The 23467-nt window shown below is 65.5% G+C and carries 19 protein-coding genes; 11 read left to right on the forward strand and 8 right to left on the reverse strand.

Annotated elements, in window-relative coordinates; translation table 11 throughout:
• Positions 1–15 precede the first annotated feature (15 nt).
• On the reverse strand, positions 16–1410 hold the full coding sequence (locus ABW18_RS18380) for a WS/DGAT/MGAT family O-acyltransferase (RefSeq protein ID WP_049700426.1): 1395 nt from the start codon (positions 1408–1410) through the stop codon (positions 16–18).
• Between the two features lie 119 nt (positions 1411–1529).
• Between ABW18_RS18380 and ABW18_RS18385 the strand changes: the two genes are divergently transcribed.
• The 3 genes from ABW18_RS18385 (at position 1530) to ABW18_RS18395 (ending at position 4271) form a co-directional block, all read left to right on the forward strand.
• The gene (locus ABW18_RS18385; protein WP_331436294.1) at positions 1530–2150 is read left to right on the forward strand and encodes a SanA/YdcF family protein; all 621 of its coding nucleotides are present in this window, start codon (positions 1530–1532) and stop codon (positions 2148–2150) included.
• 218 nt (positions 2151–2368) lie between these two features.
• Positions 2369–3316, forward strand: coding sequence for an alpha/beta hydrolase family protein (locus ABW18_RS18390; protein ID WP_235434441.1), 948 nt, complete (start codon positions 2369–2371; stop codon positions 3314–3316).
• A gap of 94 nt (positions 3317–3410) precedes the next feature.
• Positions 3411–4271: a transporter substrate-binding domain-containing protein gene (locus ABW18_RS18395; protein ID WP_049700428.1), complete on the forward strand. Its 861-nt coding sequence runs from the start codon at positions 3411–3413 to the stop codon at positions 4269–4271.
• On the opposite strand, the gene ABW18_RS18400 is transcribed toward ABW18_RS18395, so the two are convergent.
• Both ABW18_RS18400 and ABW18_RS18405 read right to left on the reverse strand, forming a co-directional pair.
• Entirely contained in the window at positions 4264–5523 is a 1260-nt protein-coding gene (locus ABW18_RS18400) for an acyltransferase (RefSeq protein ID WP_049700429.1), read from the reverse strand. The genes ABW18_RS18395 and ABW18_RS18400 overlap by 8 nt on opposite strands.
• Before the next feature lie 220 nt (positions 5524–5743).
• Positions 5744–7912: an acyltransferase family protein gene (locus tag ABW18_RS18405; RefSeq protein ID WP_049700430.1), complete on the reverse strand. Its 2169-nt coding sequence runs from the start codon at positions 7910–7912 to the stop codon at positions 5744–5746.
• Positions 7913–8062: 150 nt separating this feature from the next.
• Here ABW18_RS18405 and ABW18_RS18410 point away from each other — a divergent pair, with 150 nt between their 5' ends.
• Complete coding sequence (locus ABW18_RS18410) at positions 8063–9427, forward strand: styrene monooxygenase/indole monooxygenase family protein (protein WP_049700431.1); 1365 nt, start codon at positions 8063–8065, stop codon at positions 9425–9427.
• A 131-nt stretch (positions 9428–9558) separates the two neighbouring features.
• Here the strand turns inward: ABW18_RS18410 and ABW18_RS18415 are convergent, their stop codons facing one another.
• Positions 9559–10587: an alpha/beta hydrolase family protein gene (locus ABW18_RS18415; protein ID WP_083444450.1), complete on the reverse strand. Its 1029-nt coding sequence runs from the start codon at positions 10585–10587 to the stop codon at positions 9559–9561.
• A 156-nt stretch (positions 10588–10743) separates the two neighbouring features.
• On the opposite strand from ABW18_RS18415, the gene ABW18_RS18420 reads away from it, so the two are divergent.
• A complete protein-coding gene (locus tag ABW18_RS18420) occupies positions 10744–11745 on the forward strand; it encodes an oxidoreductase (RefSeq protein ID WP_049700433.1) in 1002 nt (333 codons plus the stop codon).
• Here the strand turns inward: ABW18_RS18420 and ABW18_RS18425 are convergent.
• Both ABW18_RS18425 and ABW18_RS18430 read right to left on the reverse strand, forming a co-directional pair.
• Positions 11721–12746 carry an esterase/lipase family protein gene (locus tag ABW18_RS18425; protein WP_049700434.1) on the reverse strand — a complete coding sequence of 342 codons (1026 nt, stop codon included), beginning with the start codon at positions 12744–12746 and terminating at the stop codon, positions 11721–11723. The two genes, ABW18_RS18420 and ABW18_RS18425, sit on opposite strands and share 25 nt — an antisense overlap.
• Positions 12747–12760: 14 nt before the next feature.
• Positions 12761–14266 (reverse strand): amidase, encoded by a 1506-nt coding sequence (locus ABW18_RS18430; protein WP_082938021.1) that lies wholly within the window; start codon positions 14264–14266, stop codon positions 12761–12763.
• 486 nt (positions 14267–14752) lie between these two features.
• Here ABW18_RS18430 and ABW18_RS18435 point away from each other — a divergent pair, with 486 nt between their 5' ends.
• From ABW18_RS18435 to ABW18_RS18445, 3 genes are all read left to right on the forward strand, one after another.
• The gene (locus ABW18_RS18435) at positions 14753–16222 is read left to right on the forward strand and encodes an APC family permease (protein ID WP_235434442.1); all 1470 of its coding nucleotides are present in this window, start codon (positions 14753–14755) and stop codon (positions 16220–16222) included.
• A 13-nt stretch (positions 16223–16235) separates the two neighbouring features.
• Positions 16236–16973, forward strand: coding sequence for an IclR family transcriptional regulator (locus ABW18_RS18440; RefSeq protein ID WP_049700435.1), 738 nt, complete (start codon positions 16236–16238; stop codon positions 16971–16973).
• A gap of 155 nt (positions 16974–17128) precedes the next feature.
• A complete protein-coding gene (locus ABW18_RS18445) occupies positions 17129–18649 on the forward strand; it encodes a catalase (RefSeq protein WP_049700436.1) in 1521 nt (506 codons plus the stop codon).
• Positions 18650–18899: 250 nt separating this feature from the next.
• Here ABW18_RS18445 and ABW18_RS18450 read toward each other — a convergent pair whose 3' ends face one another.
• On the reverse strand, positions 18900–20006 hold the full coding sequence (locus ABW18_RS18450; protein WP_235434443.1) for an alpha/beta fold hydrolase: 1107 nt from the start codon (positions 20004–20006) through the stop codon (positions 18900–18902).
• Positions 20007–20130: 124 nt separating this feature from the next.
• Here ABW18_RS18450 and ABW18_RS18455 point away from each other — a divergent pair, with 124 nt between their 5' ends.
• The 3 genes from ABW18_RS18455 to ABW18_RS18465 are packed head-to-tail and all read left to right on the forward strand — an operon-like array spanning position 20131 to position 21632.
• Entirely contained in the window at positions 20131–20787 is a 657-nt protein-coding gene (locus ABW18_RS18455; protein WP_049700492.1) for a nitroreductase family protein, read from the forward strand.
• Positions 20788–20799: 12 nt separating this feature from the next.
• Positions 20800–21180 (forward strand): DUF427 domain-containing protein, encoded by a 381-nt coding sequence (locus ABW18_RS18460; RefSeq protein ID WP_049700437.1) that lies wholly within the window; start codon positions 20800–20802, stop codon positions 21178–21180.
• A 17-nt stretch (positions 21181–21197) separates the two neighbouring features.
• Positions 21198–21632 (forward strand): nuclear transport factor 2 family protein, encoded by a 435-nt coding sequence (locus tag ABW18_RS18465; RefSeq protein ID WP_049700438.1) that lies wholly within the window; start codon positions 21198–21200, stop codon positions 21630–21632.
• 22 nt (positions 21633–21654) lie between these two features.
• On the opposite strand, the gene ABW18_RS18470 is transcribed toward ABW18_RS18465, so the two are convergent.
• Entirely contained in the window at positions 21655–23433 is a 1779-nt protein-coding gene (locus ABW18_RS18470; RefSeq protein WP_049700439.1) for a glycoside hydrolase family 15 protein, read from the reverse strand.
• Between the last annotated feature and the right edge of the window lie 34 nt (positions 23434–23467).

The raw sequence follows: 23467 nt of genomic DNA on the forward strand, positions 1-23467 counted from the left end.
TGTCCGATGTTCAGATCATGCCCCTACGTCCGCGACCTTCTCCAACTCCTCCAGCGAGGTGTCGAGGTGGGTGAGCAGCCGCTGCAGGCTCGGCACTTCCTTGCGGGCGCCGGTCAGACCGAAGTTGATGTGGTCGGCAGTGGTGGCGACGGTGATGTTGATCGCCTGCCCGCCGAGCGGGATCGATGCCGGATAGACACCGTCGAGTTTGGCTCCGTTCCAATACAAGTCGGTTTTCGGGCCGGGAACATTGCTGATGATCAGATTGAACTGCGGAGGCGTGTATCGCACGAATCCCGGGACCGTCGCGAGGGCGAGCGGTGCAAAATTGGCCGCGCCCAACGCCATCGACTGCACCGGAGACAGGCTCCGCACCAGTTCTTTGCTCTTTCGGGTCGACGCGATGATCGTGGCCAGCCGTCGTTCCGGATCCGGCTGGTCGGTGGCCAGATTCACCATGATCGCGGTGATGTTGTTGCCATCGGCATCGTTGTCGGTGTGTAGCGAGACCGGCATCGCCGCGATGAGCGGGGCGTCGGGAAGCGCGTCCTGATCGATCAGGTAGGCGCGCATCGCTCCCGAGCACATCGCGACCATGACGTCATTGATGGTGATCTGCATTTCGTCGGCGATCGCACGTAGGCGTGTGAGCTCCCACCGTTGCGCGGCGAACCGTCGGGCACTGCCGATGGGGACGTCGAGGATCGTCTTCGGTGCGGCATGTAGCGGCGGGACGAAGGCGTCGTCGGTGAGTCCGGTGTAGGCGACCTTCGCTGCGGCCATGCCCAGTCCGGCGACCTCACCCGCGAGTCCCGTTGCCGTTCCCGCGATGTCGCCGATGCGCGACAGCAGCCCCTTCGCGGGTGCCGTCGGCTTGGGGTGCCGTCGCTTCAATGACGGATCCCACGGCGCGGTACCCGACCGGTCGTCGGGGTCCTCGCTCAATGTGCGTTCCAGTAGCCGCAGCGCCGATACGCCGTCGACGATCGAGTGATGAATCCTCGTGTACAGCGCTACACGACCGTCGTCGAGACCGTCGATGATGTGGACCTCCCACATCGGACGGTTCCGGTCGAGGAGTGTGCCGTGATGGAGTGACACGTAGCGGAACAGTTCGCGGATGCGCCCGGGACGGGGCAAGACGGCACGACGGACGTGATAGTCGAAGTCGATCTCGTCGTCGAACGACCACATCAACGAACCGATGAGGCTGACCGGCTGGGCAGGCCTCTTGCGGAACAGGGGGTGCACGTCGGTGCAGGAGTAGAAGGTATCGAAGATCTCCTCGGCAAGTTCGGTCGACGACTGGCCCTCACGAGGAATGAAGAGTTGTAACCCGCCGACGTGGATCGGTTGATCGCGGGTCTCGGCGAGCAGGAACATCGACGCGGTAACCGGCATGTACGGCATGCTGTCCCCCTCACGGTTCGGAATAACCTCAGTATCGTCGTGACTGCGCGTCAGATACGACGAACGGCGATATCGGGACTGTGTCCCGGCACACGTCAAGGGTGCGGTTACCGTGAGACGTGCTCAACCGTCGTCGTATCGGCTTGTCGCTGATGTGGGTGGCGGTACTTGTGGAACTGATCGTCACCGTCGCGGCCACCGTGGTGTTCGTCGGCGCGCACGGTCGGGTCTACGCCATCGACGATGCCGCGCTGCGGCCCGGCTCGGTCCCCGCGACGGCCATCGTCCTGGGTTCGCTGGTTTCTGACGGCGAACCCGGCACCTATGTTCGGGGTCGGCTCGACACGGTACTCGACCTCTATCACCGGCGAATCGTCACGCGAATCATCAATTCCGGCAACGGTTCTGCCGACGCGGGTGATGAACCGGCGGTGATGCGCGCGTATCTCGAAGAGCGCGGGGTTCCGCCACACGCCATCGTCGACGACGCTGCGGGTATAAGCACCGAACAGAGTTGCGTTCGCGCCCGCGATGCTTTCGGCCTGCGGGCGGCACTTCTGATCACCCAGGACTTCCATGCCGACCGTGCCGTCACGCTGTGCCGGGCGGCCGGAATCGACACAAGCGCGGTCATTGCCTCGTGTGAGTGCCCATGGCCGACAGTGGTACGAAACCACGTGCGCGAGAGTCTGTTCGCCAATCCGCGAGCGCTGCTGTCCATGCTGTCCCCATCGAGATAGCGACCTTTTGGATCACGTGCGAGCGCCGTGGAACCGTGAGTAAAGCACCCGAACATCGCATTCGTGTTGTTAAACTTCGCGCGGTAAGGCGCTGGTAAAGGGTCGTCGATAGGAAGATCGGTGGACGCAGTCGTGCGGGACGTGGGCGCGCGGGAAGTGGGCGTGCTCTCGTGACTCGACGGCGGTTATCAATCGGACCGTCGGGCATGCTGGCCGTCGTGTGTTCTGCCGTCATGCTCGCTGCGGGCTGCTCGGCGACCGACACATCGGTGGGCGGGGGATCGTCTGCTCCTGCCGCGACCCCGGTCAATGCGGGCGCGGCCGACGGTCAACTCGCCAAGGTCAACTCGTCGTCGGATGTCGAAGCCAGGCGGTATCTGTACCCGACCACGACGGGCACCCGCGACGATCGGCAGAACTGGGCTGACCTCTACCTCCCTCCCGGCGATCACAAAGACGGATCAGTGCCGCTGGTGATTCTGATTCACGGAGGGTCGTGGCAGGCGCAGGTCGGCGCGGACAGCTTCGTCACTTTCTCGAGGCGTCTCGCGGAGCGGGGCCTGGCCGTCTACAACGTCGAGTATCGGCGAGTCGGGTCGGGCGGTGGCTGGCCGACGACCTTCAAAGACGTTGCCGCCGCGCTCGATTTCGTGCCGCAGGTCCGCAGCAGCAACCCGGAGATCAACACGACGAATGCCGTCGTCGTCGGACATTCTGCTGGAGGCCAGTTGGCGATGTGGGCCGGAACCCGACACAACCTCGAGCCGCGCGAAGTCGGTGCATCGCCCGCCTTTTGGCCGACGAGCGTGGTCTCGCTGGCAGGGCCGCTCGACATGCGAACAGCCGTGAAACTCGGTGACGATCGGATCGTCACGGCGCTCGGCGGTCGGCCAGAGCAAATTCCCGACCGCTACACGTCGGTCGATCCGATACAGAACATCGACCCGAAAGCGCCCATCATCGCGATGGTCGGGACCAACGATCACGTTGTCCCGCCGATCCTTTCGCAGAACTACGTCAAGGCGGTCAAACGTGAGGGCGGAACGGGCACGGTGGTTCTGCTCGACGGCGCCGACCACGTGTCGATCGTGACTCCCTCCGCTCCGACCTTCCCGCTCGTCGTCGAAACGATCAGCAGGGCCGCGCACAATGCTTCCCGGTCATGACGGGCTCGCAGGTCATGACGAGCTCACCGCACGTGAAAGGAGGCCAGAACCCATGTGGCGCTTGAGAAGATGTCTACGCTCGGCGAGCGTCGCCGTGATCGTCGCAGTAGGTGCGGTCGCGCTCGGTGCATGCGAATCCGACTCGGCGAACAGCGGTTCGACGTCGACGGCGCCTGCGTCGCTGAGCGTCGACTCCGCACTCGCGGCTCAGCTGCCCGCGCGCATCCGCGAGAGTGGGCAACTCCTCATCGCGACCGACGTACCCTACGAGCCGATCATCGCGTCGCAAGGCGGGAAGTACGTGGGATTCGACGCGGACGTCGCGACCGTGCTGGGCCAATTGCTCGGCGTCACACCGGTTTTCCGCACCACGGCGTTCTCGACGATCATCGCGGGGGTGCAGGACGGTACCTACGACACAGGGCTTCGCGGCATCTTCGACACCCTTGCCCGCGAGCGTCGGGTCGACCTGGTCAGCTACTTCTCGGCGGGTACTCAATGGGCCCAACCGACGGGAAAGCACGTCGACCCCAACAATGCGTGCGGACTGCGGGTCGCGGTGTCGGCAGGCACCGTGCAGGCAACCGTCGAGATTCCGGCAAAGAGCCAGGCGTGTACAACAGTCGGTGAAAAGGCAATCACTGCAGTGCCTTTCGATAGTATCGACGCCGCCGTCGCTGGGCTCGAGGCGGGCAAGGCCGATGCGATCTCGGCCGATTCGCCTGCTATCGCGTTCGCGGTGCACAAGTCTCACGACGCCCTGGCGCTGGCAGGAGACATCTTCGACACCGAGCCCTATGCGCTTCCGGTCGCCAAGAACTCGCCGCTCGGACCCACGTTGCGTGACGCGGTTCAGCGGCTCATCGACAGCGGCGAGATGCGTCGTATCGCACGCAAGTGGGGTCTCGAAGACGGCTTGATCAAGCAGTCGACGATCAACACCGCGATCAGCTGACGGAAACGCCTTCGCGACGGCTCGGCGCATCGTCGGCGAGGGTCGGCGCGGAGTCCGCGCGCGGCGAACGGAACGGAACTCGCGGACGCCCCGTCAGGTACAGCGCGCCGGGGAGTCGTCGCAGAATCTCGACGAGGAGGAGCGACCCGGCCAGCGTGCCCACGTAGACGACGATGGTCGCCCACGGCTGTCCGATGGCGTCGAGCACCCACGACGTGCCGTTGCGCTGCGGGTACATGATCATCGTCAGCACCAGTACGTGGACAAGGAACACCGGGAACGAGCGGTTGGACGCGTACTTCACGGCCCGGGCGAATCGCGGGGTGAACTCGCGTCGGTTCTCGGCCCAGTGCAGGGCAACCGCGTACAGGCAGGTCATCGCGACGACCAGGAACGGGAGCAACGTGGGGTAGAACGCCGAGTTGTTGTCGTGCACCGGTTTGCCCGCGAACCAGACGCCCCCGACGTACGAGCCGACGGCGATCGCTGCGGTCACCAGCAGCGCGCCGAACAACCACCAGCCCTTGCCCTGCAGCCATGCGCCGATCTGCTTGCGGTGCACCGCGGCGACAGCGCCGTACAGGATGAAGAACTGATACGGGATGAACGTCGCGTAGTTGTGCCACCAGTGGGCCGCGACGGCTGCGGGCGGATTCCAATGCGTGATGGTCGCGGCGACGGCGAACTGCAGCACCAGGCTGACACCGAGCAGCGCGACGTGGTGCCCGGCGGTTGCGCGCAGCAGCCAGACCACCAGCGGGAAGATCAGGTAGACCTGCAGCATCACGAACAGGAAGTACATCTGGAACCCGGAGAGACCCCAGCTGAGCTGGTAGAAGAAGTTGGTCAGGCTCGTCGGGACCTCGGTGAGCCTGCCCGCCAGCCACATGTTGACCACCCAATAGATGGCCGACCAGATCACGTACGGATAGATCACCAGCTTGATTCGACGCTTCCAGAACGTCGGCGCACTGAAATCCTGCTTGTCGAAGTTCTGGTACATCAGCACGAAGCCGGTGAGGGCGAAGAACGTGTTGCGCGTGAAATGCAGCAGCAGCGACGTGGTGTTCACCGGCATGCTGGTGAACTCGTTGGTGGTCTGCGTGAGGCAGTGCACGAAGATGACCAGCGAGAACGTCACACTGCGGATCAGGTCGACCTGGTGCAGGTAGGGGCGGCGCGTCGGTCGCGTGGTCGAGGCGTCGGCACCTGCCGTCGACTCGTTTGCACGCGAAACCAACGTCGTCGACATACTCAGACTCAGCCCCTGACAGTTCTCGTGGACGGTGTGCGGGGCCGGATCTCTTCACGTTGACGGGGTGCTCGAGCCTCGACGCTCGCCCCGTGCGTCAACGTTGCGGCCCCATCGCGTTGATAGGCCGTGATCCTCCCGTTATCGCGTCTGAGCTTATCAGTGGAGTCTGGACGCTCCCTGAGACGTGGCTGTCAGCGAGTCTCACCGGCGCTCAGACTCACCACCACCGCAGCGCACGGCCCAGATCGGCGTCGACCGCAGGGATCAGGCTGCGGACAAACGTCGCGGACAGGTGGTGGTAGTCGTGCCAGACGAGGATGTTGCCGACGACAGCCGGGCAGTAGGCAGTACCGCACATCGCGTCGGTGTAGTCGAGAAACGACATGTTCGGATACTGCGACGCGATGGCCCCCGTAGGGTCCGTCTCCGCCATCGCCGCATCCCGGTCGACGCCGCAGACCTGCGGTTTCTTGCCCTGTGCCAGGCATTCCGGCGGCTTGAGCTTGCCATGCGCCCAGGGATTGTCGCGCACCGCGACGACCCGCTGTCCCCGGTCACGGAACTGCGTGAAGATGTCGGTGTAGTCCTTCGGAACGGTGTCGCCGGGCCCGTTCTCGACCGGGCGGGTGCTGTTGGTGAACACGACGTCGGGTTTGTCGACGGCCAACCTGTCCATCACGCGCCGTGACCAGTCGTTGCACTGGTAGTACTTCTGCCCGAACCAGGTGAAGACGTGCGAGGTGGTCAACGCGCAGCCGACCTTGAGGTAGGTGGTGACCCTGAATCCGCGCTGCTTGCCGACGGCGTCGAGCGCGGTGATCCACTGCTCGGCGTGCGATCCGCCGACCAGCGCGACGGTGCGCGTGGCCCCAGGATCGCCGTAGACGCCGACCTTGATCGACGGGTCTTTCCAGCCGCTGATCATCGAGTCGTACGAGGTGATCGGCCAGTCCTTGTCGACGACCTCCGGACTCGGTTGGGGGTCGACGCGGGGCGTCGGCGCGCCGTCGAGGTACGCGCGAGCACCGGGGTAGAGCCGGGGATCGAGGTTGTCGGTGTTGACCGTCGCGTTCGCGGCGTTGCGCTGCCAGACGACGGCCGTCGTGCCCGCGACGACGCTCGCGATCACGAGCACAGCGGTGAGCGTGACCCGATACGAGCGGCCGAAACCGGTGTCCCTTCCGGATCGCAGCGGAGCTTCGATGTACCGGGTCGTCAGCCACGCCAGCAGCAGCGACACCGCGAGGATCGCTGTGCCCTCGTACCAGCTCACGTCGTCCTGGAAGCGCCACGCGAGGTAGAAGATGAGCAGCGGCCAGTGCCACAGGTAGAGCGCGTAGGCCACCGAACCGAGCCACACCAGCCGCGGGTGCGCGAGTGCCCGGCTGACCAGCCCTGTGTCGTTCGACGCCGCGTCGCGGGCGGCGGGTGAACCGGTCCAGATCAGCGCGAGCGTCGCGCCGACCGGAATCCACGCCCAGACGCCCGGATACTCCGACACCCCGCTGATCCACCAGCCGCAGCTCACGATCAGCGCAAGCGCACCAACACCGACGACGTCGCGCAGCCAACCGGGCATTGCGAGGCGGTTGCGGTGGACCTGCGTGAGCCTTTGGGGGATTGCGACGGCCAACAGCCCACCCGCGAGCGGCTCCCACAGCCTCGCGACCGTGTCGTAGTAGTTGAACGGCTGGTTCACGTCGTGCCGGTAAACCGCCCAGGCGAACGAGACGACTGCGACGGCAAGCAGGGCGACGCCGACGATGCCACGGATGACGCGGGCCTCGCCGAACACCGAGATGCGACGTGCGAGCAGCTTCAGGACGCCGCCGAGCGCGAGCATGCACACGAGCGTGAGGACGAAGAACTGGCCCTGCATCGACATCGACCAGAGATGCTGCATCGGACTGTTCGCCGAATCGGCGGCAGCGTAGTCCTGTGAGTCGAATGCCAGGTGCCAGTTCTGGTAGTAGAGCGCACTCGCTTGGATCTCCGAACCCAAAGGGCCCCAACGAGTTGTGGGCATGATCAGCGCGATCAAGGCGGTGATGACAGCCAGGACGACGAGAAGAGCGGGCAGCAGGCGCCGTGCCAGTCGCCAGAAGCGAGGCCACGGATTGACCGCCCGTCGCCACGACACGTTCGGCGGGTTGGTCGCGATGACGTGCTTGAGCAACGACGCGATGAAGAAGTAGCCGGACAGCGTGAGGAACACGTCGACGCCACCGGACACCCGACCGAACCACACGTGGAAAATCGCGACGAGTGCGATCGCGATACCCCGCAGGCCGTCGAGGTCGAGGCGGTACCCCGAGGTGTTGCCGGTGGCGGCGTCCTCGTTGGGGGTGCCGGGAGCGATCCCGGCGTCGGAAAGCGTGGAACTCACAGGCAGCGATGGTAGCGCGGCGAATGACCCAGTCCGCGGACCCCATCGGCGCGGGAGGTTTGCGCCTTCGTGCTTCTAAATCTTTTCCCACCAGAGTGCATCGCGCACGCTGTGTCCATTGTCGAAAAGTTCAGACCACAAGGAGCACAGATGGCAGACCAGAAGCGCGTTGCAGTCGTCGGCGCGGGAGTGACGGGTACGAGCGCTGCGCTCGGCTTCCTCGACGCGGGATTCGACGTCACTCTCTACTCTGACCGCGATCGAGAGTCGTTGCGAGACAGGGTCCCACCGACCGGCGTCGGCGTGCTGTTCGGTAGCTCGCGCGACTGGGATGCGCAGATCATCGACGACCTCTACGAGGTGGGCAACACCACCGGCATCAGCGTTCGACTGTCGTCGGGCGAGGGCACCGAGCGCGTCGACGTTCTCGAGTTCAACCCCGACTACGGCTACGTCGCGCAGGCCGTCGACCTGCGTCTACGTGCTGATGACCGCCTCGGTCGATTCCTCGAGCGCGGCGGCCGCTTCGAGGTCGAAGCCGTCGATCCCGACCGCCTGGACGAGATCGCTGCCGACAACGACCTGACCCTCGTCGCCACCGGCAAGGGCGGCCTGGCGTCGTTCTTCCCGGTCGACGACGAGCGCACGCACTATCGCGAGCCGCAGCGTCGACTCCTGCAGGTCACCCTGACCGGACTCGACCACGGTCCCGACACGTTCGCCTACCGTGCTGCCGACGGCGGACGGCAGTCGCTGTTCAACCTCGACAGCGACAACGGCGAGATCTTCGTCGGACCCTTCCTGCACAAGGACGCGGGCGCCACATGGTCGTTCATCGTCTTCGCCAAGCCCGACGGCGCGTGGGCGCCGAAGATCGACGAGGTCACCGACGCCGCGTCTGCGCGGCAGGCGATCGTCGACATCTTCGACGAGTGGTTCCCCGCGGATGCTCCGGCGATCCGCGAGCTCGCGGTCATCGACTCCGATCCCTACTCGTGGTTGAAGGGCGCTGTCACCCCGACGGTCCGCAAGCCCGTCGGCACGACGAAGAGCGGGCACGTCGTCGCGGCGATCGGCGACACCGCGATCGCTGTCGACCCGGTTGCCGGCCAGGGCGCGCAGAACTCGCTGATCCAGGTCGCCGAACTGGTGCAGGCCGCCAAGGCGCGCCTCGACGACGACCCGTCGGCGGAGTTCTCCGCGCAGTGGCTGGCCGACGAATTCGAGAAGCATTGGGAGAGAAGAGGACACGCGTCTGTCGAGGTGACGCGGCTCTACCTCGGCGACCCCGATTACGCGACGCACCTCGAACTGGCCTTCCCGGCCGCGGCTGTCAACGTCGACGTCGCCTCTGCGCTGTTCGGCTTGCTGTCCGACCCCAATCCGCTTCTCACGCTTGGTGATCGCGACGACGTGCTCGGCTTCATCTCGGCGGTGTCGGGCGAGCCGGCCGACGACGTGCTCGGACGGTTCGAGCCGCTGGGAAGCTTCAATTCGCGCGCAGTTCCCGCCTGATTGACTGGCAGCAAAAACTTTCTGACGCAACGGGTTCCGGCCACACTCCTGTGGCCGGAACCCGTTGTTCTGTCAGCCGGTTCGTGGCCGCTGGTTGGTGTCAGGCGGTTCGTGTCAGGTGGCGTGGTGCGTCAGGATCCGTTGGCGTGCACGTCGTTCGTGACGCGGGTGATCAGCTCGAGGACCTGCTCGAACGCCCTCGACTTCGGATCGACCAGCGACGAATGTGTTTGTCCCGGCATGATGATCGCCCGTGCCCGGCCGCCCGCCTTGGCGTCGGCGGCGACGTAATCCTGCGAAAGCACATGCGGCACCACATGATCCGACGTTCCGGCGACTGCGATGACCGGCGTCTGCGGATCGAGATTCTGGATCGGGTCGACCGACGCGTAACGGTCGGGAACCTCGTCCGGTGTGCCGCCGAGTACACGCACGATGCGCGTGTCGCCCATCGCGACGGCCCTGCGCATGTCGAGCGGACCCGCGAGCGAGATGACGGTCGTCGGGCGGAACGTCGGGGATGCGCCGACCTCGCCCGGACGTAGATCCTGTCGCGTACTTGCCCAGACAGCGAGTTGGGCACCCGCAGAATGTCCGACGGTGACGGCATTGTTGAGGTTGAGCTGGGGATAGGCCTTCGCGAGGTCGGGGATGGCGTCCATCGCCGACGCGACGTCGACGAAGGTCGTCGGCCAGCCGCCGCCGTTGCCGAGCCGGCGATACTCGACGTTGACCACAGCGAGTCCGCGTTGAGCCAGGCGTCGCGCGAACGTGGCGAACGTGCCGGCCCCGATCTTGGCCTGCCATCCTCCGCCGTGGATGAGGACGACCAGAGGGACCTTGCCCGCCCGAGGCGGAAGGTAGAGGTCCATCCAGTTCTGTCGCGGATCGGCCTGCCCGGTCGACACCGCGTAAAAGTAGCGATGCAGAGTGATCCTCGACTCGGTCGCCTGATTGTTGATGTCCTTGGCTGCGGCGCCCCGGGGAACAGCGGCCGACACCTTGGCGGTCGCCGGTACGGCCCCCGACGGTGCGGGAATCGATGCGCCTACCGACTCATGTGTCGGCGTCGAGCACGCTGCGGTCACCGCGCACACGAGAGCAAGCGCAGAGACCGTCAGAGCACGGACGGGTGACGGCAGGTCGCGGGTGGTGGCCACGTGAGACAAGGTCCTCGGCATTGGTGACGGGTGTCGGGTGCGGGTTGGCAAAGTGCGGCGAAGAGTTCGCGTATGCCATTGTGCCCGCGGGACGGCGCCCGATCCTTGTCAGAACGTGTGAGATCGTACGAATATCCGACGTGGGAGGATGCAGCGATGGGTAAATCGCGGTGGTCGGTGTCCGATGCGCCGGATCTGTCCGGACGTACCGCAGTGGTCACCGGTGCGAATTCGGGCGTCGGGTTGGCGACGGCGAGTCACCTGGCACATCTCGGAGCGCGGGTCGTGCTCGCGTGCCGCAACGTCGAGGCCGCGGAACGCGCGCGGGACGTGATCGTCGCGGAAGGCGGTTCCGGTGGCCACGGCGGCCGGATCTCTCCCGACAGCCGGATCTCTCCCGACATCGAGATCGTGCAGGTCGATCTGAGTGAGCTGGATTCCGTGCGGCGCGCCGCCGACGAGTTGGTCGAGCGCTTTCCGACGATCGACATCCTCGTCAACAACGCCGGGGTGATGCGCGCGGAGCGTGAAGTCACGAAAGACGGCGTCGAGATGGATTTCGCGACCAACTTCCTCGGACATTTCGCGCTCACAGGGCTGCTGCTCGGTCCGCTGCGTGCCGCGCGTGGCGCCCGCATCGTCTCGGTGTGCTCGAAGCTGTCGACGGTTGGTCGACTCGACCCCGACGATCTCGCGATGACTACCGGCTACAGCGCCGCGGCCGCGTACTCGCGGTCGAAACTGGCTCAGGCGATCTTCGCCGTGGCGCTGCAGCGTCGGCTTGCGTTGCTCGGCGACGGTGCGCCGTCGTCGGTCCTGGCGCATCCGGGTGCGACCCACAGCGGGGTGATGCGCGATCAAGGAGTGCTGAGCTGGCTGTTCAGCACGCCGAGCCTGCGGTGGGTGCGACGGACTTTCATCATGGACCCGGCTGAGGGATCGCTGTCGTCTGTGCGTGCGGCGACCGATCCCGGTTTACTCGGCGGCCAGTACATCGGGCCGGGAGGGTTCCTGGAACTGTCCGGCGCGCCGGTCCTGGTTGCTCCGCCGGAGGAAACCGACGACCTTCGCCTGGCTCGCGCATTGTGGGAGTCTGCGGAAAAGGCGACGGGCGTCGGTTTCGACCTGCCGGACTACCCGGTCAATCCCCAGTCCTGATTCCACGGATGGAAGGTGCACACGAGCGGCGTCGAAACGCCGAGTGCACGTAGCGTCACGGAGATCGCCCGCGGGGAGTAGGTCATCACGGAGTGCCCCGAGATGTCGACCGGACAGCCATCCTGGAGCAGGACGTTGTTGACCCTCGCGCCGGGACCAGCAGTCAGGAACGTGGCGGCATACGGCGTCGAGAACTGGTCGAAGCGGGTCGCGATCACGGTGTAGTCGACGCCGGCGAATGTCTCGCCGCCGCGGTTGAGGTCGGTGATCATCGACGATCCGACGAGCTGTTCGTATCCCGCGCTTCCCGCAATGGCCGTGACGCCTGGTTCGACGTTGACACCGGCGTCCCGCAGCACCACGGCGAGCGCGCCCGAGCCACTCAGTGTCGTCCCGTGATTGGTGGCGCCGAGCGTCACCACGTTCGCGACGACGTTGTGCGTGGGGTCGGATGGATCTGCGCCGCCCTTGTACTTGAGGTAACGACGGATGAGCACGCCGCCCTGCGAATGACCGATGGCATCGATCTGGCTTGCTCCCGTTGCCTTCCGCACGCGTTGCACGAACTGCGCGAGCTGCTCAGTGGAGTCTTCGACGGGACCCGTCCCGTATAGCCCGGGGATCACCGACAGTGCGCCACCTTCTGCGACGCCGCCACGGCCGTAATTCTGTGTGAAGACGCAGAATCCGGCGCGCTTGAGGGCGGGCGAGAGTCGGGCGAACGTGCTGAATGCGCCCTCCCAGGTGCCGTGGACCAGGACAACCGGTCGAGGATGCGCGGCCGTCGGACGACACGTCCAGTCGTTGGCGCCCGCCGGGGCGGCTTCCGGGAACGGGTAGGCGAAAGCGGCTTGGAACCCTTTGATTTCCGGTCCGACGCCGCGGGTGTCGGAGGCGTAACTGGTTGCGGCCGCTGCGGTGGGTGTCGCAACGATCGTCGCGGTGAGCGCGGCGATGGTCGCGGCAGCGACGGTGAATAGCGTTGTGAGATAACGGTTCATGATGTGTCCGGGCCTCAGCTGTTCGGCGGCGTCTGGTCGGGCCAGCGTCGAGCCTTTTGTAGTTGTGCCGCGACCTGGCAGATCAGGGGTTCGCTGTTGTTGGGGCCGACGAGCTGCACGCTCAACGGCAGGCCGCCGGAGAAGCCGGCAGGGACCGCCGCTGCCGGATTACCCACGACGTTCCACACGGATGTGTACGCCGCGACCGGTGACGCCTTGGCCGATGCCTCGACGAAGCCCGCGCCGTCGAGTTGTCCTATGGGATAGGCCTTTCCGGGCGTGGTCGGACAGATCAGCAGATCGTAGGCGGGAAACACCGACGCCAGGATCTGTTTTCCGACGGTCTTGCTGAGCTCGATGGCCTTGGTCACTGCGAGATCGGACGACAAGCCCGTGCTCCGTCCGACATCGACACCCTCGCGGGTTCGCCGCTCGAGCAGTTCGTAGTGGTCGGCGCGGCGGGCTTCGGTGCTGAAACCACCGAGAACCTGCGGTTGGAATGCAGCGGTGAGCGTCGCAGGGTAGACCGGATCGTGTGCGACGACGCGGTGGCCCAGCTTGCCGAGTATGGCGCCGGTCTGCAGCACGGCGCGACGGGTGTCCTCGTCGAGGTGAGTGCCGGCGGGCTGCGCCGTGGAGATCGCAATCCTTAGTGGCCGAACACGTTTCGTCAACGCCTCGGTAAGGGAGTACGGCCACGGATCAGCCTTGTAGAGGTCGACTCCGGCGACGCTGCCGTGGATGCAGTCGAGAATCAGCGCGGTGTCTTCGACCTTCCGGCACAGCGGGCCGATCACGCCGAGAGACTTCCACAGGTCGACATTGGGTGCAGCCGACACTCGGCCGCGCTGGAGCTTCAGTCCGTACAAGCCGCACCACGACGACGGCAGCCGAATCGATCCGCCGCCGTCGCCGCCGATCGCGGCGGGCACCATGCCCGATGCCACCGCCGACGCGGTCCCTCCCGACGATCCCGCGGTGGAGTGCAGGATGTTCCACGGGTTTCGGGTGTATCCGTGTGCCGACGTCTCCGTGAACGGCCAGATGCCGAACTCCGGCATAGCCGTGATCCCGAGGATGACTGCACCCGCGGCACGCAGGCGTTTCACGACTTCGGCGTCGTCGGTCGCGGGAGTGGTGAATGCCGCACCGCCATAGGTTGTCGGGACACCTTTGACGTGATTCTCGGCTTTGATCCCGATCGGCACGCCGTGCAGTGGACCAAGGCGTGCGCCGCTCGCCTTCTTGGCGTCGAGAGCGTCCGCCTCGGCGCGGGCACGTTCGTGAAGCGGAATCGTCCACGCGCGCAACGTCGGGTTGAGCATGTCGATCCGAGCGAGGAAGAAGTCGGTGATCTGTCGAGCGGTGAACTCGCCTGCCGCAATGCGTTTGGCGATCTCGACGACGCCCGCGAATGCGATGCTTTTGTCGTTCGGGTCGAGGTCACGGCCCGCAGCAGCAGCGGGTGCGGCCCCCGTCACGCCTTGCAGCGCAACCGCACCCGCTGCCGCTGCAGCCATACCCCCGACGAGGACGGAACGTCTGCGGAATCCCGAACGCTGCGCGCTCTGGTCCTGTGATGCTGTCCCCGTTGAGTTTTCGTGTGAATGAGACGCACTCTCCGCGCCCCTTACCGCCTGTGATGCCGACATGGTTCCCCTTTGCCCCGGCCGTCGTGAGTCATCATCGCCAGCGCGTTCCGGTGGCGATGGCATGACTCTAGGAGTCAGGTGTGACCTGGCGATCGCCTCGGCGTTGCACTGACTGCGAAGATCTGCGTCCGTCACTCGCGAGCGGATTTACCTGTCTGTCACACAAGGATCCGTGACCGACGCCCGACCCGGCGCAGCCCGGGTGACCTGGATCAATTGCGCACGGCCGGCGTAGTACGTCTCTCACCCCGGTTAACGCGACCGTGACCTCAATTAGCCGAGGCGCAACGTGGGGGGTCCACTGTGAACGCGATCATGACCTCGACTTCCTCTTCACCGGTTCCCTCGCCGCCTGTGCCCTCGCCGCCCGTGCCGTCGGTGCCACTGATTGCCGACGAGTCGCCGGTCCGCGGGCTCACGCGCAGGCAGCTCCCGTTCGTAGCGGTTGTCGCGCAGTCTGTCGCGGCGATCGCGCCTGCGGGCACCTCCGCCGTGACGCCACTCTTCGTCATCGTCGCGGCGGGTGGGGCGAGGAGCATCGCGGCATTCCTGACCGCGCTCGTGGTGATCATGTTCGTCGCACTCTGCATCCGGCCGATGGCACAACGCGTCGCGGTCGTCGGTGGTCTTTATTCCTATGTGGCGCAGGCGTATGGCGCGAGGACGGCGATGGTGACGGCATGGTCGGCGGTCGTCGGCTATACCGCCGTGAGCGTCGCCGGTCTCATGGCTGTCGGTCTGTACACGAATCACATTGCGATCAGTGCCGGTGTGACACAACGTGTATCACAGGTGGCGATGAGTGCGATCGTCGTACTCGCCGCTGTCGTCATGGCTTTCGTGATGATCAGGGGAGTGAAGGTCTCGGCGGTGGTGATCCTCTGCATCGAGCTGCTCGCGGTGGTCGTGATGGTCGCGCTGATGCTGTGGCTCGGCTACACCCATCGCGACCAACCATGGAGGCTGTCCGACGCGCACCCGAATCCCGACGGCTCACTGGCACTGAGTGTGGTTGTCGCAGTGAGTGCATTCGTCGGATTCGAGAGTTCGACGACGCTGTCTGCCGAGGCGCGTCGACCCTTCCGGTCGGTGCCACGTGCGCTGCTGTGGACACCGTTGTTGGCGGGCGTGATCTATCTGCTTGCCGTGTCGAGTCAGTCGGCGGCAATGGCGGGAGCGTCGGAGTCGGTACGGGAGAGCAGCACACCGCTCGCGGCACTGTTCCTCTCGGACGGAAGCCCCGTCGCCGCAGTGATTCTCGACGTCGGTATCGCTACCTCATTCCTGGCGTGCGCTATGGCATCGGTGAATGCGCTTGTGCGCGTGCTCTTCACGCTCGGGCGTGAGCACATCATTCCGAAGCAGTTCGGCGCCACGCATCGTCGACTCCACACGCCGGCGTTCGCCACCGCGATCGCGACGTCGGTGGTGGCGCTCGGGCCGTTGATGTTCCTGTGGTTCGGCGGCGATCCCGAGGAGGGTGTCCGTGACTTTCTCACCCTGAGCGCCCTCGGCTACATGGGCAGCTACGTCGCGGCATGTCTCGCGGCGCCGCGGTTGTTGCGACGCATGGGGGAATTGACGCGGCCCCTTCTGGTCGCGAGTTGGGGAACCGCGTCGGGCCTGGTGATTCTTCTCGGGTTGGGCGCCACGATGTCGGACTCCGGTGATCGGGTGACGTTCCTGTGCTTCTTCGGTTCGGTGGCTGTCGTTGCGATCGCGGTGGTGGTGATCTATGCACAGTGGCCCGCGCGGTTCGCTCGGGTCGGTGTGTTCGACGAGACGAACCGTGACGACGTGCTGGCGTTACCGGGGTTGCGCTGATGGGGATGGGCTGATGGGGATGGGACGGCCCGGCGCGGGTGAGTCGATAGCGCGGGCGATGCAGATCATCGAGGCCGTCGGTGATCTCGGACCGGGAGCAACGAGCCGCGAGATCGCCGACCGTTTGGATGTGCCGCCTGCCAACATCTATCGCCTGTTGAACACGTTGGCCGTCGAGGAGTACCTCGTGCGGACAGCGGATCTGCGCGGTTTCGCGCTGGGAAACAGATTGAACACCATGGTGCACTCCGCGGTGACCCCGTACATGTCCAGCCGCGCACAGGAACTCTGCGAGAAGTTCCGGGCATCGGTGCGTTTCGGCGTGTACGTCATGCACTTTCGTCCCGCGACCCTTCGGATCGTCGACATGGATCCCGACCATCCGTTGGTCGCCGAGCACGAAATGATCCGATCCCTGCACGCGTCGGCCGCGGGAAAGTTGTTGCTCGCGGCGGACTCGCAGTGGCGCGAGCTTCTGCCGCCAACACTTCCCGCGCTGACGCCGTCGACCGTCACCGAGATGCGTGAACTCGCAGCGCAAGTCGAGGAGACACGTCAGCGCGGTTACGCCGTGTCGGTCGACGAAATGCTCGACGGAGAGGCGTCGATCGCCATACCGATACTCGACGTCGAGGGTGTGGTCCGCGGTGCGGTCACGGTGACAGGATTCTCTGCGCGTCTCGATGCCATCACCTCGCTGGTGCCCCGCTGTCGTGAACTCGCCGCAGAACTCGGCCCCCTGCTGTACTGACCCCTGCTGTACTGACCCTGCTGGTGCCCTTTCGGCTGGGCAGTCGAAGTTTCTGCGGCATATCGGTCCGACGTCTAGTGTCGAGAGCACGGCGTTGAAACAGCCCGACGCCCCCGTTGACAACTTTTCGCCGACCCCAGCCCCTTGGAGGCGATATGTCGGATCAGAACGATTTCTACACAACAAGAGACTCCGGAGCGCCTGCCGGAAGCGATGAGCATTCGCTCACCGTCGGAGCGGGCGGTCCCATCGTCCTGCACGATCACTACCTGATCGAGCAGATGGCGCAGTTCAACCGCGAGCGCATCCCCGAGCGTCAACCCCACGCCAAGGGGAGCGGTGCGTTCGGCACGTTCGAGACAACCGAAGACGTCTCGGCCTACACCTGCGCGGCGCTCTTCCAACCAGGCGTGAAGACGGAGATGGTCGCGAGATTCTCGACCGTCGCCGGTGAGCGGGGTAGCCCGGACACGTGGCGCGACCCACGCGGCTTCGCGTTGAAGTTCTATACCTCAGAGGGCATCTACGACATGGTCGGCAACAACACGCCGGTCTTCTTCATCAAGGATCCGCTGAAGTTCCAGCACTTCATCCGGTCGCAGAAACGCCGCGCCGACAACAACCTGCGCGACCACGACATGCAGTGGGACTTCTGGACGCTGTCTCCGGAGTCGGCGCACCAGGTCACCTGGCTGATGGGCGACCGCGGTATCCCGAAGACCTGGCGCCACATGAACGGCTACAGCTCGCACACCTATCTGTGGGTGAATGCCCAGGGCGTCAAGCACTGGGTGAGGTACCACTTCATCTCCGATCAGGGCGTCGAGTTCTTCACCCAGGACGAAGCCGACCAAATGGCTTCTGCCGACACCGATTTCCACACCCGCGACCTCTTCGAGAACATCGCGGGCGGCGGTCGACCGAGCTGGACTCTCAAGGTGCAACTGATGCCGTACGACGACGCGGTCTCGTATCGGTTCAATCCCTTTGACCTGACCAAGGTGTGGCCGCATGGTGACTACCCGCTGCACGAGGTCGGGAAGATGACGTTGCACACCAACCCGACCGACAACCATGCACAGATCGAGCAGGCGGCGTTCGAGCCCAACAACGTCGTGCCCGGTATCGGATTCAGCCCCGACCGCATGCTGCTCGGCCGCGTGTTCGCCTACGCCGACGCACATCGTGCCCGGCTCGGCGTGAACTACAAGCAGATCCCGGTAAACGCGCCTCGCAACGATGTCCACACGTACTCCAAAGACGGTGCGATGCGTATCAATCCGGTGACCGACCCGGTCTATGCGCCGAACTCGAAAGGTGGTCCCGCAGCGACGTTCTCGGGTCAGCCGGAGCCGCAGTGGGCCGCCGACGGCGAGATCATCCGCAGCGCCTACGTCGACCATCCCGAGGACGACGACTGGAGCCAGGCGGGCACATTGGTCCGTGAGGTACTCGACGACGCCGCGCGGGATCGACTGGCGGACAACGTCGTCGGCCACCTGCTCAACGGAGTGTCCGAACCGGTGTTGGCCCGGGCGTTCGACTACTGGAGCCGCGTCGACGCCGACCTCGGCGCCAAGATCAAGAAGGGCGTCACGGAGAAGGCCGACGAGCCCGACCCCAAGGCCGCCGACCAGGGCAACCCTGCCCGGTCGTCGATGCAGCAGAAGGTCTGACGCGCACAGTCGCCTGCCTCGAGCGCCCAGTGGGCTGAATACAGCGCACAGTGGGCTGAATACAGCGCACAGTGGGCTGAATACGGCGCACAGTCGACGGGAACTCTCGTCGGCTGTGCGCCGAACTTCGTCGAGTGGGCGCTGTATTTCGTCGACTGTGCGCTCTGTCGTGCCGAGTGGGTGCTCTGTCCCGCCGAGTGGGTGCTTCATCCCGCCGAGTGGGTGCTCCGTCCCGCCGAATGGGCGTGCGTCACCCCTGCGCGGGCAGGATGCGGTGGAGGAATGCCAGCAGGTACATGAGGCCGGCGCCGTCGCGGACGTCGTCGTGGCCCGCGTTGACGGCGTGGAACTCGAAGCGCGTGCCCGCTCGCCGGAACTGCCGCAGCAGGCGCAGCGTCAGCGGCAGCGGTACGCGAGAGTCCTTCCAGCCGTGCACTATCAACACCGGAGCGCCGTAGCCGCCGGTGGGCACGGCCATGTACTCGGCCAGGGAGCGTCGAAAATCGCTGTCGCCCAGAGGTTTCGCCACCACCGAACCCGTCGATACCCCCGCTACGAGTTGTGGCCACGCGGCGCTGCACACACCGGTCATCTCGTCGGAGATTCGCTGACCGACCGGGGTGAGGTAGGAGGGGACGTCCACCTTGGTCGGCGTCGCCGTCATCCCGGTCAGCACCGCCAGCAGGCTGCCGACCGGAAAGCCGGGAATCGACGGCATCTGAGGCCTGGCCATGGCGAAGACGTGCTCGATGTTCGACGCCGGGGCAAGGGCCGCGGTGCCGTGGAAGATCAGGTCGGGTGCATACGTCGCGGCACGGTGCCCGGCCGCCAGTGCCGCGTGACCGCCCTGCGACTGGCCGGCGACGGCCCAGTGCTGCGACAACTCGTCGATGCCCATGCGCGCCGCGCAGACAGCGTCGATCGTCGCGGTCGATTCGGTGTCGGTGTGCAGGTACGGATGCGGACCGATGGTGCCCGGGCCGAGGCCGAGATAGTCGGGGGCGACGACGGCGTATCCAGCAGCGTTGAGCCGACCGATCACCTCGCCGGTCCCAGCCTCGAGATCCGGCGAGCCGGTCAACCCACAGTGCTCCGACAGTCCAGACGTCCCATGGGTCCACGCAACCACCCGCCAACCCTCCGCGGGGGCGGGACCGTCGGGGAGACACACCAATCCCGTTGCGGTGACCGACGTTCCGTCCGGCCCCGGAGTGGTGTACACGAGCCGACTCACGGCGTGCAGCCCGCCCCACGAACCTATCGGGTCGAGTCGCTGCAGCGTCGAACGTCGGCTCATCGTCACCCCCGTGATCTGTCCGCGTCGACCGCCGGTCGGCAATCGCGTGTCGACAGCCATTCAATCAGCACGGGCGCGTTGGTGCGCCGGATCGTCGAGTACGGCTCCCGCCGCCTGACCGGGTTGGCATAGTGAAGAGGTGGACTCCGACACAAGCACGAGCGGGTTCGACCTGAGCGAGGCGATGCGCACGACGTTCGCGGCGCGGTCGTACACCGACGATCCGCTTCCCGACGACGTGCTCTTCGACATCCTCGACGTCGCGCGCTTCGCTCCGAGCGGCGGCAACCGTCAGGGCGCGCACGTGACCGTGGTGCGCGACGCCGAGACGAAACGTCGGATCGCCGACCTCAGCAAACCTGCGGCCCGACGCTACCTCGCGCAAAAGGCGGCAGGCGAGAGTCCGTGGAATCCGGTCAACCCGACGTCGGTCACCGAGAGCGACCTCGAATCCGTCGACGGCGTCGACGCATTCGTCTCCCCGCTCATCAACGCCCCGGTGGTGCTCGTCGTGTCGGTCGACCTCGCCGTCGTCGCGGCGACCGACCAGGACCTCGACCGCATCGGTGTCATCAGCGGAGCGTCGATCTATCCGCTGGTGTGGAACATCTTGCTGCAGGCTCGCGCCCATGGATTCGGTGGCACGGTCACGACGGTGGCCGCGGCGAGCGAGCCCGCCGTCCAAGAACTGCTCGGGTTGCCGACGACGCACGCCGTCGCCGCGGTGCTGCCCATCGGCAGGCCCGTCAAACAACTCACGAAGCTGCGCAGGCAACCCGTCGACGAGTTCGTGACGATCGAAAGATTCGACGGTCCGCCGCTGCGGGCCGCACACGAGTGACACAGGAGACCCATGAGTGAACGCCAGGTGCTATTACCGACCGACGACCATCCGATCACCGTCGAACCTGCCCCAGAGCACGTGCGCATCCGCGTGGCAGATCGCGTCATCGCCGAGACTGACGACGCGCTCATTCTGCGGGAAGCGTCGTATCCGCCGGTCTACTACATTCCGCGCCACGACCTCGACGCCGACGTCTTCACTCCGAGTACGCATCAGACGTACTGCCCCTACAAGGGCGAGGCCGGATACCACGGGATAGTCGGTGCCGACGGTGCGACGCTCGCCGACAAGGTGTGGTTCTACGACGAGCCCTACCCCGCGGTCGCCGAGATCGCGGGTCACGTCGCGTTCTATCCCGACGCGGTGACCATCGATATCACACCGAATTGAGCAGGGGGAGAATCGAAGTGGATGCCCAGACCATCGGGGATACGGTGGAGATCCGGCAGTTGCTGACTCGCTACGCAACCGCCGTCGACGCCCGGGATTGGCCGCTGTACCGCACGGTCTTCACCGAGGATGCCGAAATCGACTACACGGCATCGCCGTTCGGAATCATCGGCAGCGTCGACGACGTCGTGGACTGGCTCGAGCGCGGGCTGTCGTCGCTGGAGATGACGATGCACTACGTGCTGAACATCGACGTCGAGATCAGCGGCGACACGGCGACGGTTCGCGCGCAGTTCCTCAATCCCATGCAGATCCCGGGACTCGGCGAGCAGAGTTCGTGCGGCGGCTACTACCACCACGCCCTCATACGCACACAGGACGGCTGGCAGAGCAGGTCGATGCGCGAGGAGATCGTGTGGTTTGTCAACTCCCCGTTGGGATCTCCCCGCTGACACGGCTCGCCATGCGTCGAGGTCAGTTGTCCGGGTAGTCGGCGAGCGCATCCGCGGCGCGCACAAATGCCAAGTGTGACAACGCCTGTGGCGTATTCCCGACCTGCCTGCGTGCGTCGACGTCATACTCCTCGGAGAACAGTCCGACGTCGTTGGCCGTCGCCATACCCTGAGCCATAACCTTTTCGGCGTCGCCACGCCTGCCGCTGCGGGCGTACTGCTCTGCGAGCCAGAACGTACACGCCATGAAGGGATGTTCGGTGCCGTCGAGGCCGTCGACGTGCGACGACGTCCGGTAGCGCAACACCAAGCCGCCCTGCATCAACGTTTGCTCAATGCCCTCGACAGTGGCGAGCATGCGCGGATCGTCGAAGTCGCAGAAGCCGACCTGTGGGAGTTGCAGTAGTGAGGCGTCGACCTCCGTCGTGCCCGGGTACTGGACGAACCGGCCGGTGTGCGGGTCGACCATGGTCTCCTCGATCTCGGCTCGAATCTTGTCGCGCAGCGCTTTCCAGTGGTTCGCGGGCCCCTTGAGTCCGTGCTCTTCGACGGCGCGTACGCCTCGGTCGAACGCCGCCCACACCATCGCCCGCGAGTGCGTGAACTTGCGCAGCGGCCCGCGGATCTCCCAGATGCCGTTGTCGGGTTTGTCGATGTTCTCCTCGGCCCGTTTGAGTAGTTCGCGCTGCAGCGACCACGAGATCTTGTTCTCCGGCAGGCCTGCGGCACGGGCGGCGTCGAGTGCGACGAGCACCTCGCCGATAGTGTCTGCCTGGAACTGGTCGACGGCGCCGTTGCCGACCCGTACCGGGGCGGAGCCCTCATAACCGGGGAACTGGGGCATCTCGATCTCGGGCAGTTCTCGCTCTCCCGCGATGCCGTACATGATCTGCAACTGACTGGGATCGCCGGCGATGGCGCGCAGCAACCACATCCGCCAGTGCTCGGCCACGCGGATGAATCCGTGGCAGACGAGGACGTCGAGCGTCAGGGCTGCGTCACGTAGCCACACATAGCGGTAGTCCCAATTACGTGATCCACCAATGGATTCGGGTAGCGACGTGGTTGCAGCGGCGACGATCCCCCCTGTGTCGAGATTACTCAACGCACGCAACGTGATCAGCGATCGGACGATCGCCGCGTCGCGTGACCCGGTGTGGTCGATACGGCCTGCCCACTCGGTCCACCAGTCGTGTGTTTCGCGCAGCGCCTGATCGACGTCGAGTGGTTCTGGCTCTTCGCGATATGAGTGGTACCAGGTCAACACCAAATCAAGGGTCTGGCCCGCGTGGATCGTCTTCGTCGCGCGGTGGACGTGGTCGGTGGCCTTCAGAGCGATGCCTCGGACGATCACGGCGTCTGGTCCCGCGACCGCCCTCAGCGCCGGTCGCTCGTTGTCGCCGTGCTGCAGCACCCAGGGGACGACCCGCGAATAGTCGAAGCGCATGCGGAGTTCCGTATCGATCTCGACCTTGCCGCTGATCCCGACCACTCGCCGCACGAGATCGACGCGCCCGCCGTCGATCGGCATGAACTCGTGGACCTCGGCGACACCGGTCGACGTCTCCCACCGCGTCACCAGGATCAACGTCTCACCGTCGTAGCGTCGGCTCACCGTCGCGTCGAGGTCGGTTGGCGCAAGGTGCCACGATCCGTGGTCGGGTTTGCCGAGGAGGCTCCCGAAGATCGAGGCGCTGTCGAAGCGTGGAACGCACAACCAGTCGACGTCACCGTTGCGTGAGATCAGCGCTCCGGTGCGGCAATCCCCGACGAGTGCGTAGTCTTCGATATAGGCGGCCATGCTCTCGATTCTGCCTGTGATCGCAGTTGTCCGA

Origin of the sequence: Gordonia jacobaea, from assembly GCF_001186365.1 — a bacterium.
GTDB classification, from domain to species: domain Bacteria; phylum Actinomycetota; class Actinomycetes; order Mycobacteriales; family Mycobacteriaceae; genus Gordonia; species Gordonia jacobaea.

What these genes read in the sequence shown, in the direction of transcription:
- ABW18_RS18445 (WP_049700436.1), top strand. Translation starts at nt 17,129, where the DNA reads ATGTCGGATCAGAACGATTTCTACACAACAAGAGACTCCGGAGCGCCT.
- ABW18_RS18470 (WP_049700439.1), bottom strand. Translation starts at nt 23,433, where the DNA reads ATGGCCGCCTATATCGAAGACTACGCACTCGTCGGGGATTGCCGCACC.
- ABW18_RS18450 (WP_235434443.1), bottom strand. Translation starts at nt 20,006, where the DNA reads ATGGCTGTCGACACGCGATTGCCGACCGGCGGTCGACGCGGACAGATC.
- ABW18_RS18455 (WP_049700492.1), top strand. Translation starts at nt 20,131, where the DNA reads ATGCGCACGACGTTCGCGGCGCGGTCGTACACCGACGATCCGCTTCCC.
- ABW18_RS18430 (WP_082938021.1), bottom strand. Translation starts at nt 14,266, where the DNA reads ATGGCTGCAGCGGCAGCGGGTGCGGTTGCGCTGCAAGGCGTGACGGGG.
- ABW18_RS18410 (WP_049700431.1), top strand. Translation starts at nt 8,063, where the DNA reads ATGGCAGACCAGAAGCGCGTTGCAGTCGTCGGCGCGGGAGTGACGGGT.
- ABW18_RS18420 (WP_049700433.1), top strand. Translation starts at nt 10,744, where the DNA reads ATGGGTAAATCGCGGTGGTCGGTGTCCGATGCGCCGGATCTGTCCGGA.
- ABW18_RS18460 (WP_049700437.1), top strand. Translation starts at nt 20,800, where the DNA reads ATGAGTGAACGCCAGGTGCTATTACCGACCGACGACCATCCGATCACC.
- ABW18_RS18440 (WP_049700435.1), top strand. Translation starts at nt 16,236, where the DNA reads ATGGGGATGGGACGGCCCGGCGCGGGTGAGTCGATAGCGCGGGCGATG.
- ABW18_RS18425 (WP_049700434.1), bottom strand. Translation starts at nt 12,746, where the DNA reads ATGAACCGTTATCTCACAACGCTATTCACCGTCGCTGCCGCGACCATC.
- ABW18_RS18400 (WP_049700429.1), bottom strand. Translation starts at nt 5,523, where the DNA reads ATGTCGACGACGTTGGTTTCGCGTGCAAACGAGTCGACGGCAGGTGCC.
- ABW18_RS18380 (WP_049700426.1), bottom strand. Translation starts at nt 1,410, where the DNA reads ATGCCGTACATGCCGGTTACCGCGTCGATGTTCCTGCTCGCCGAGACC.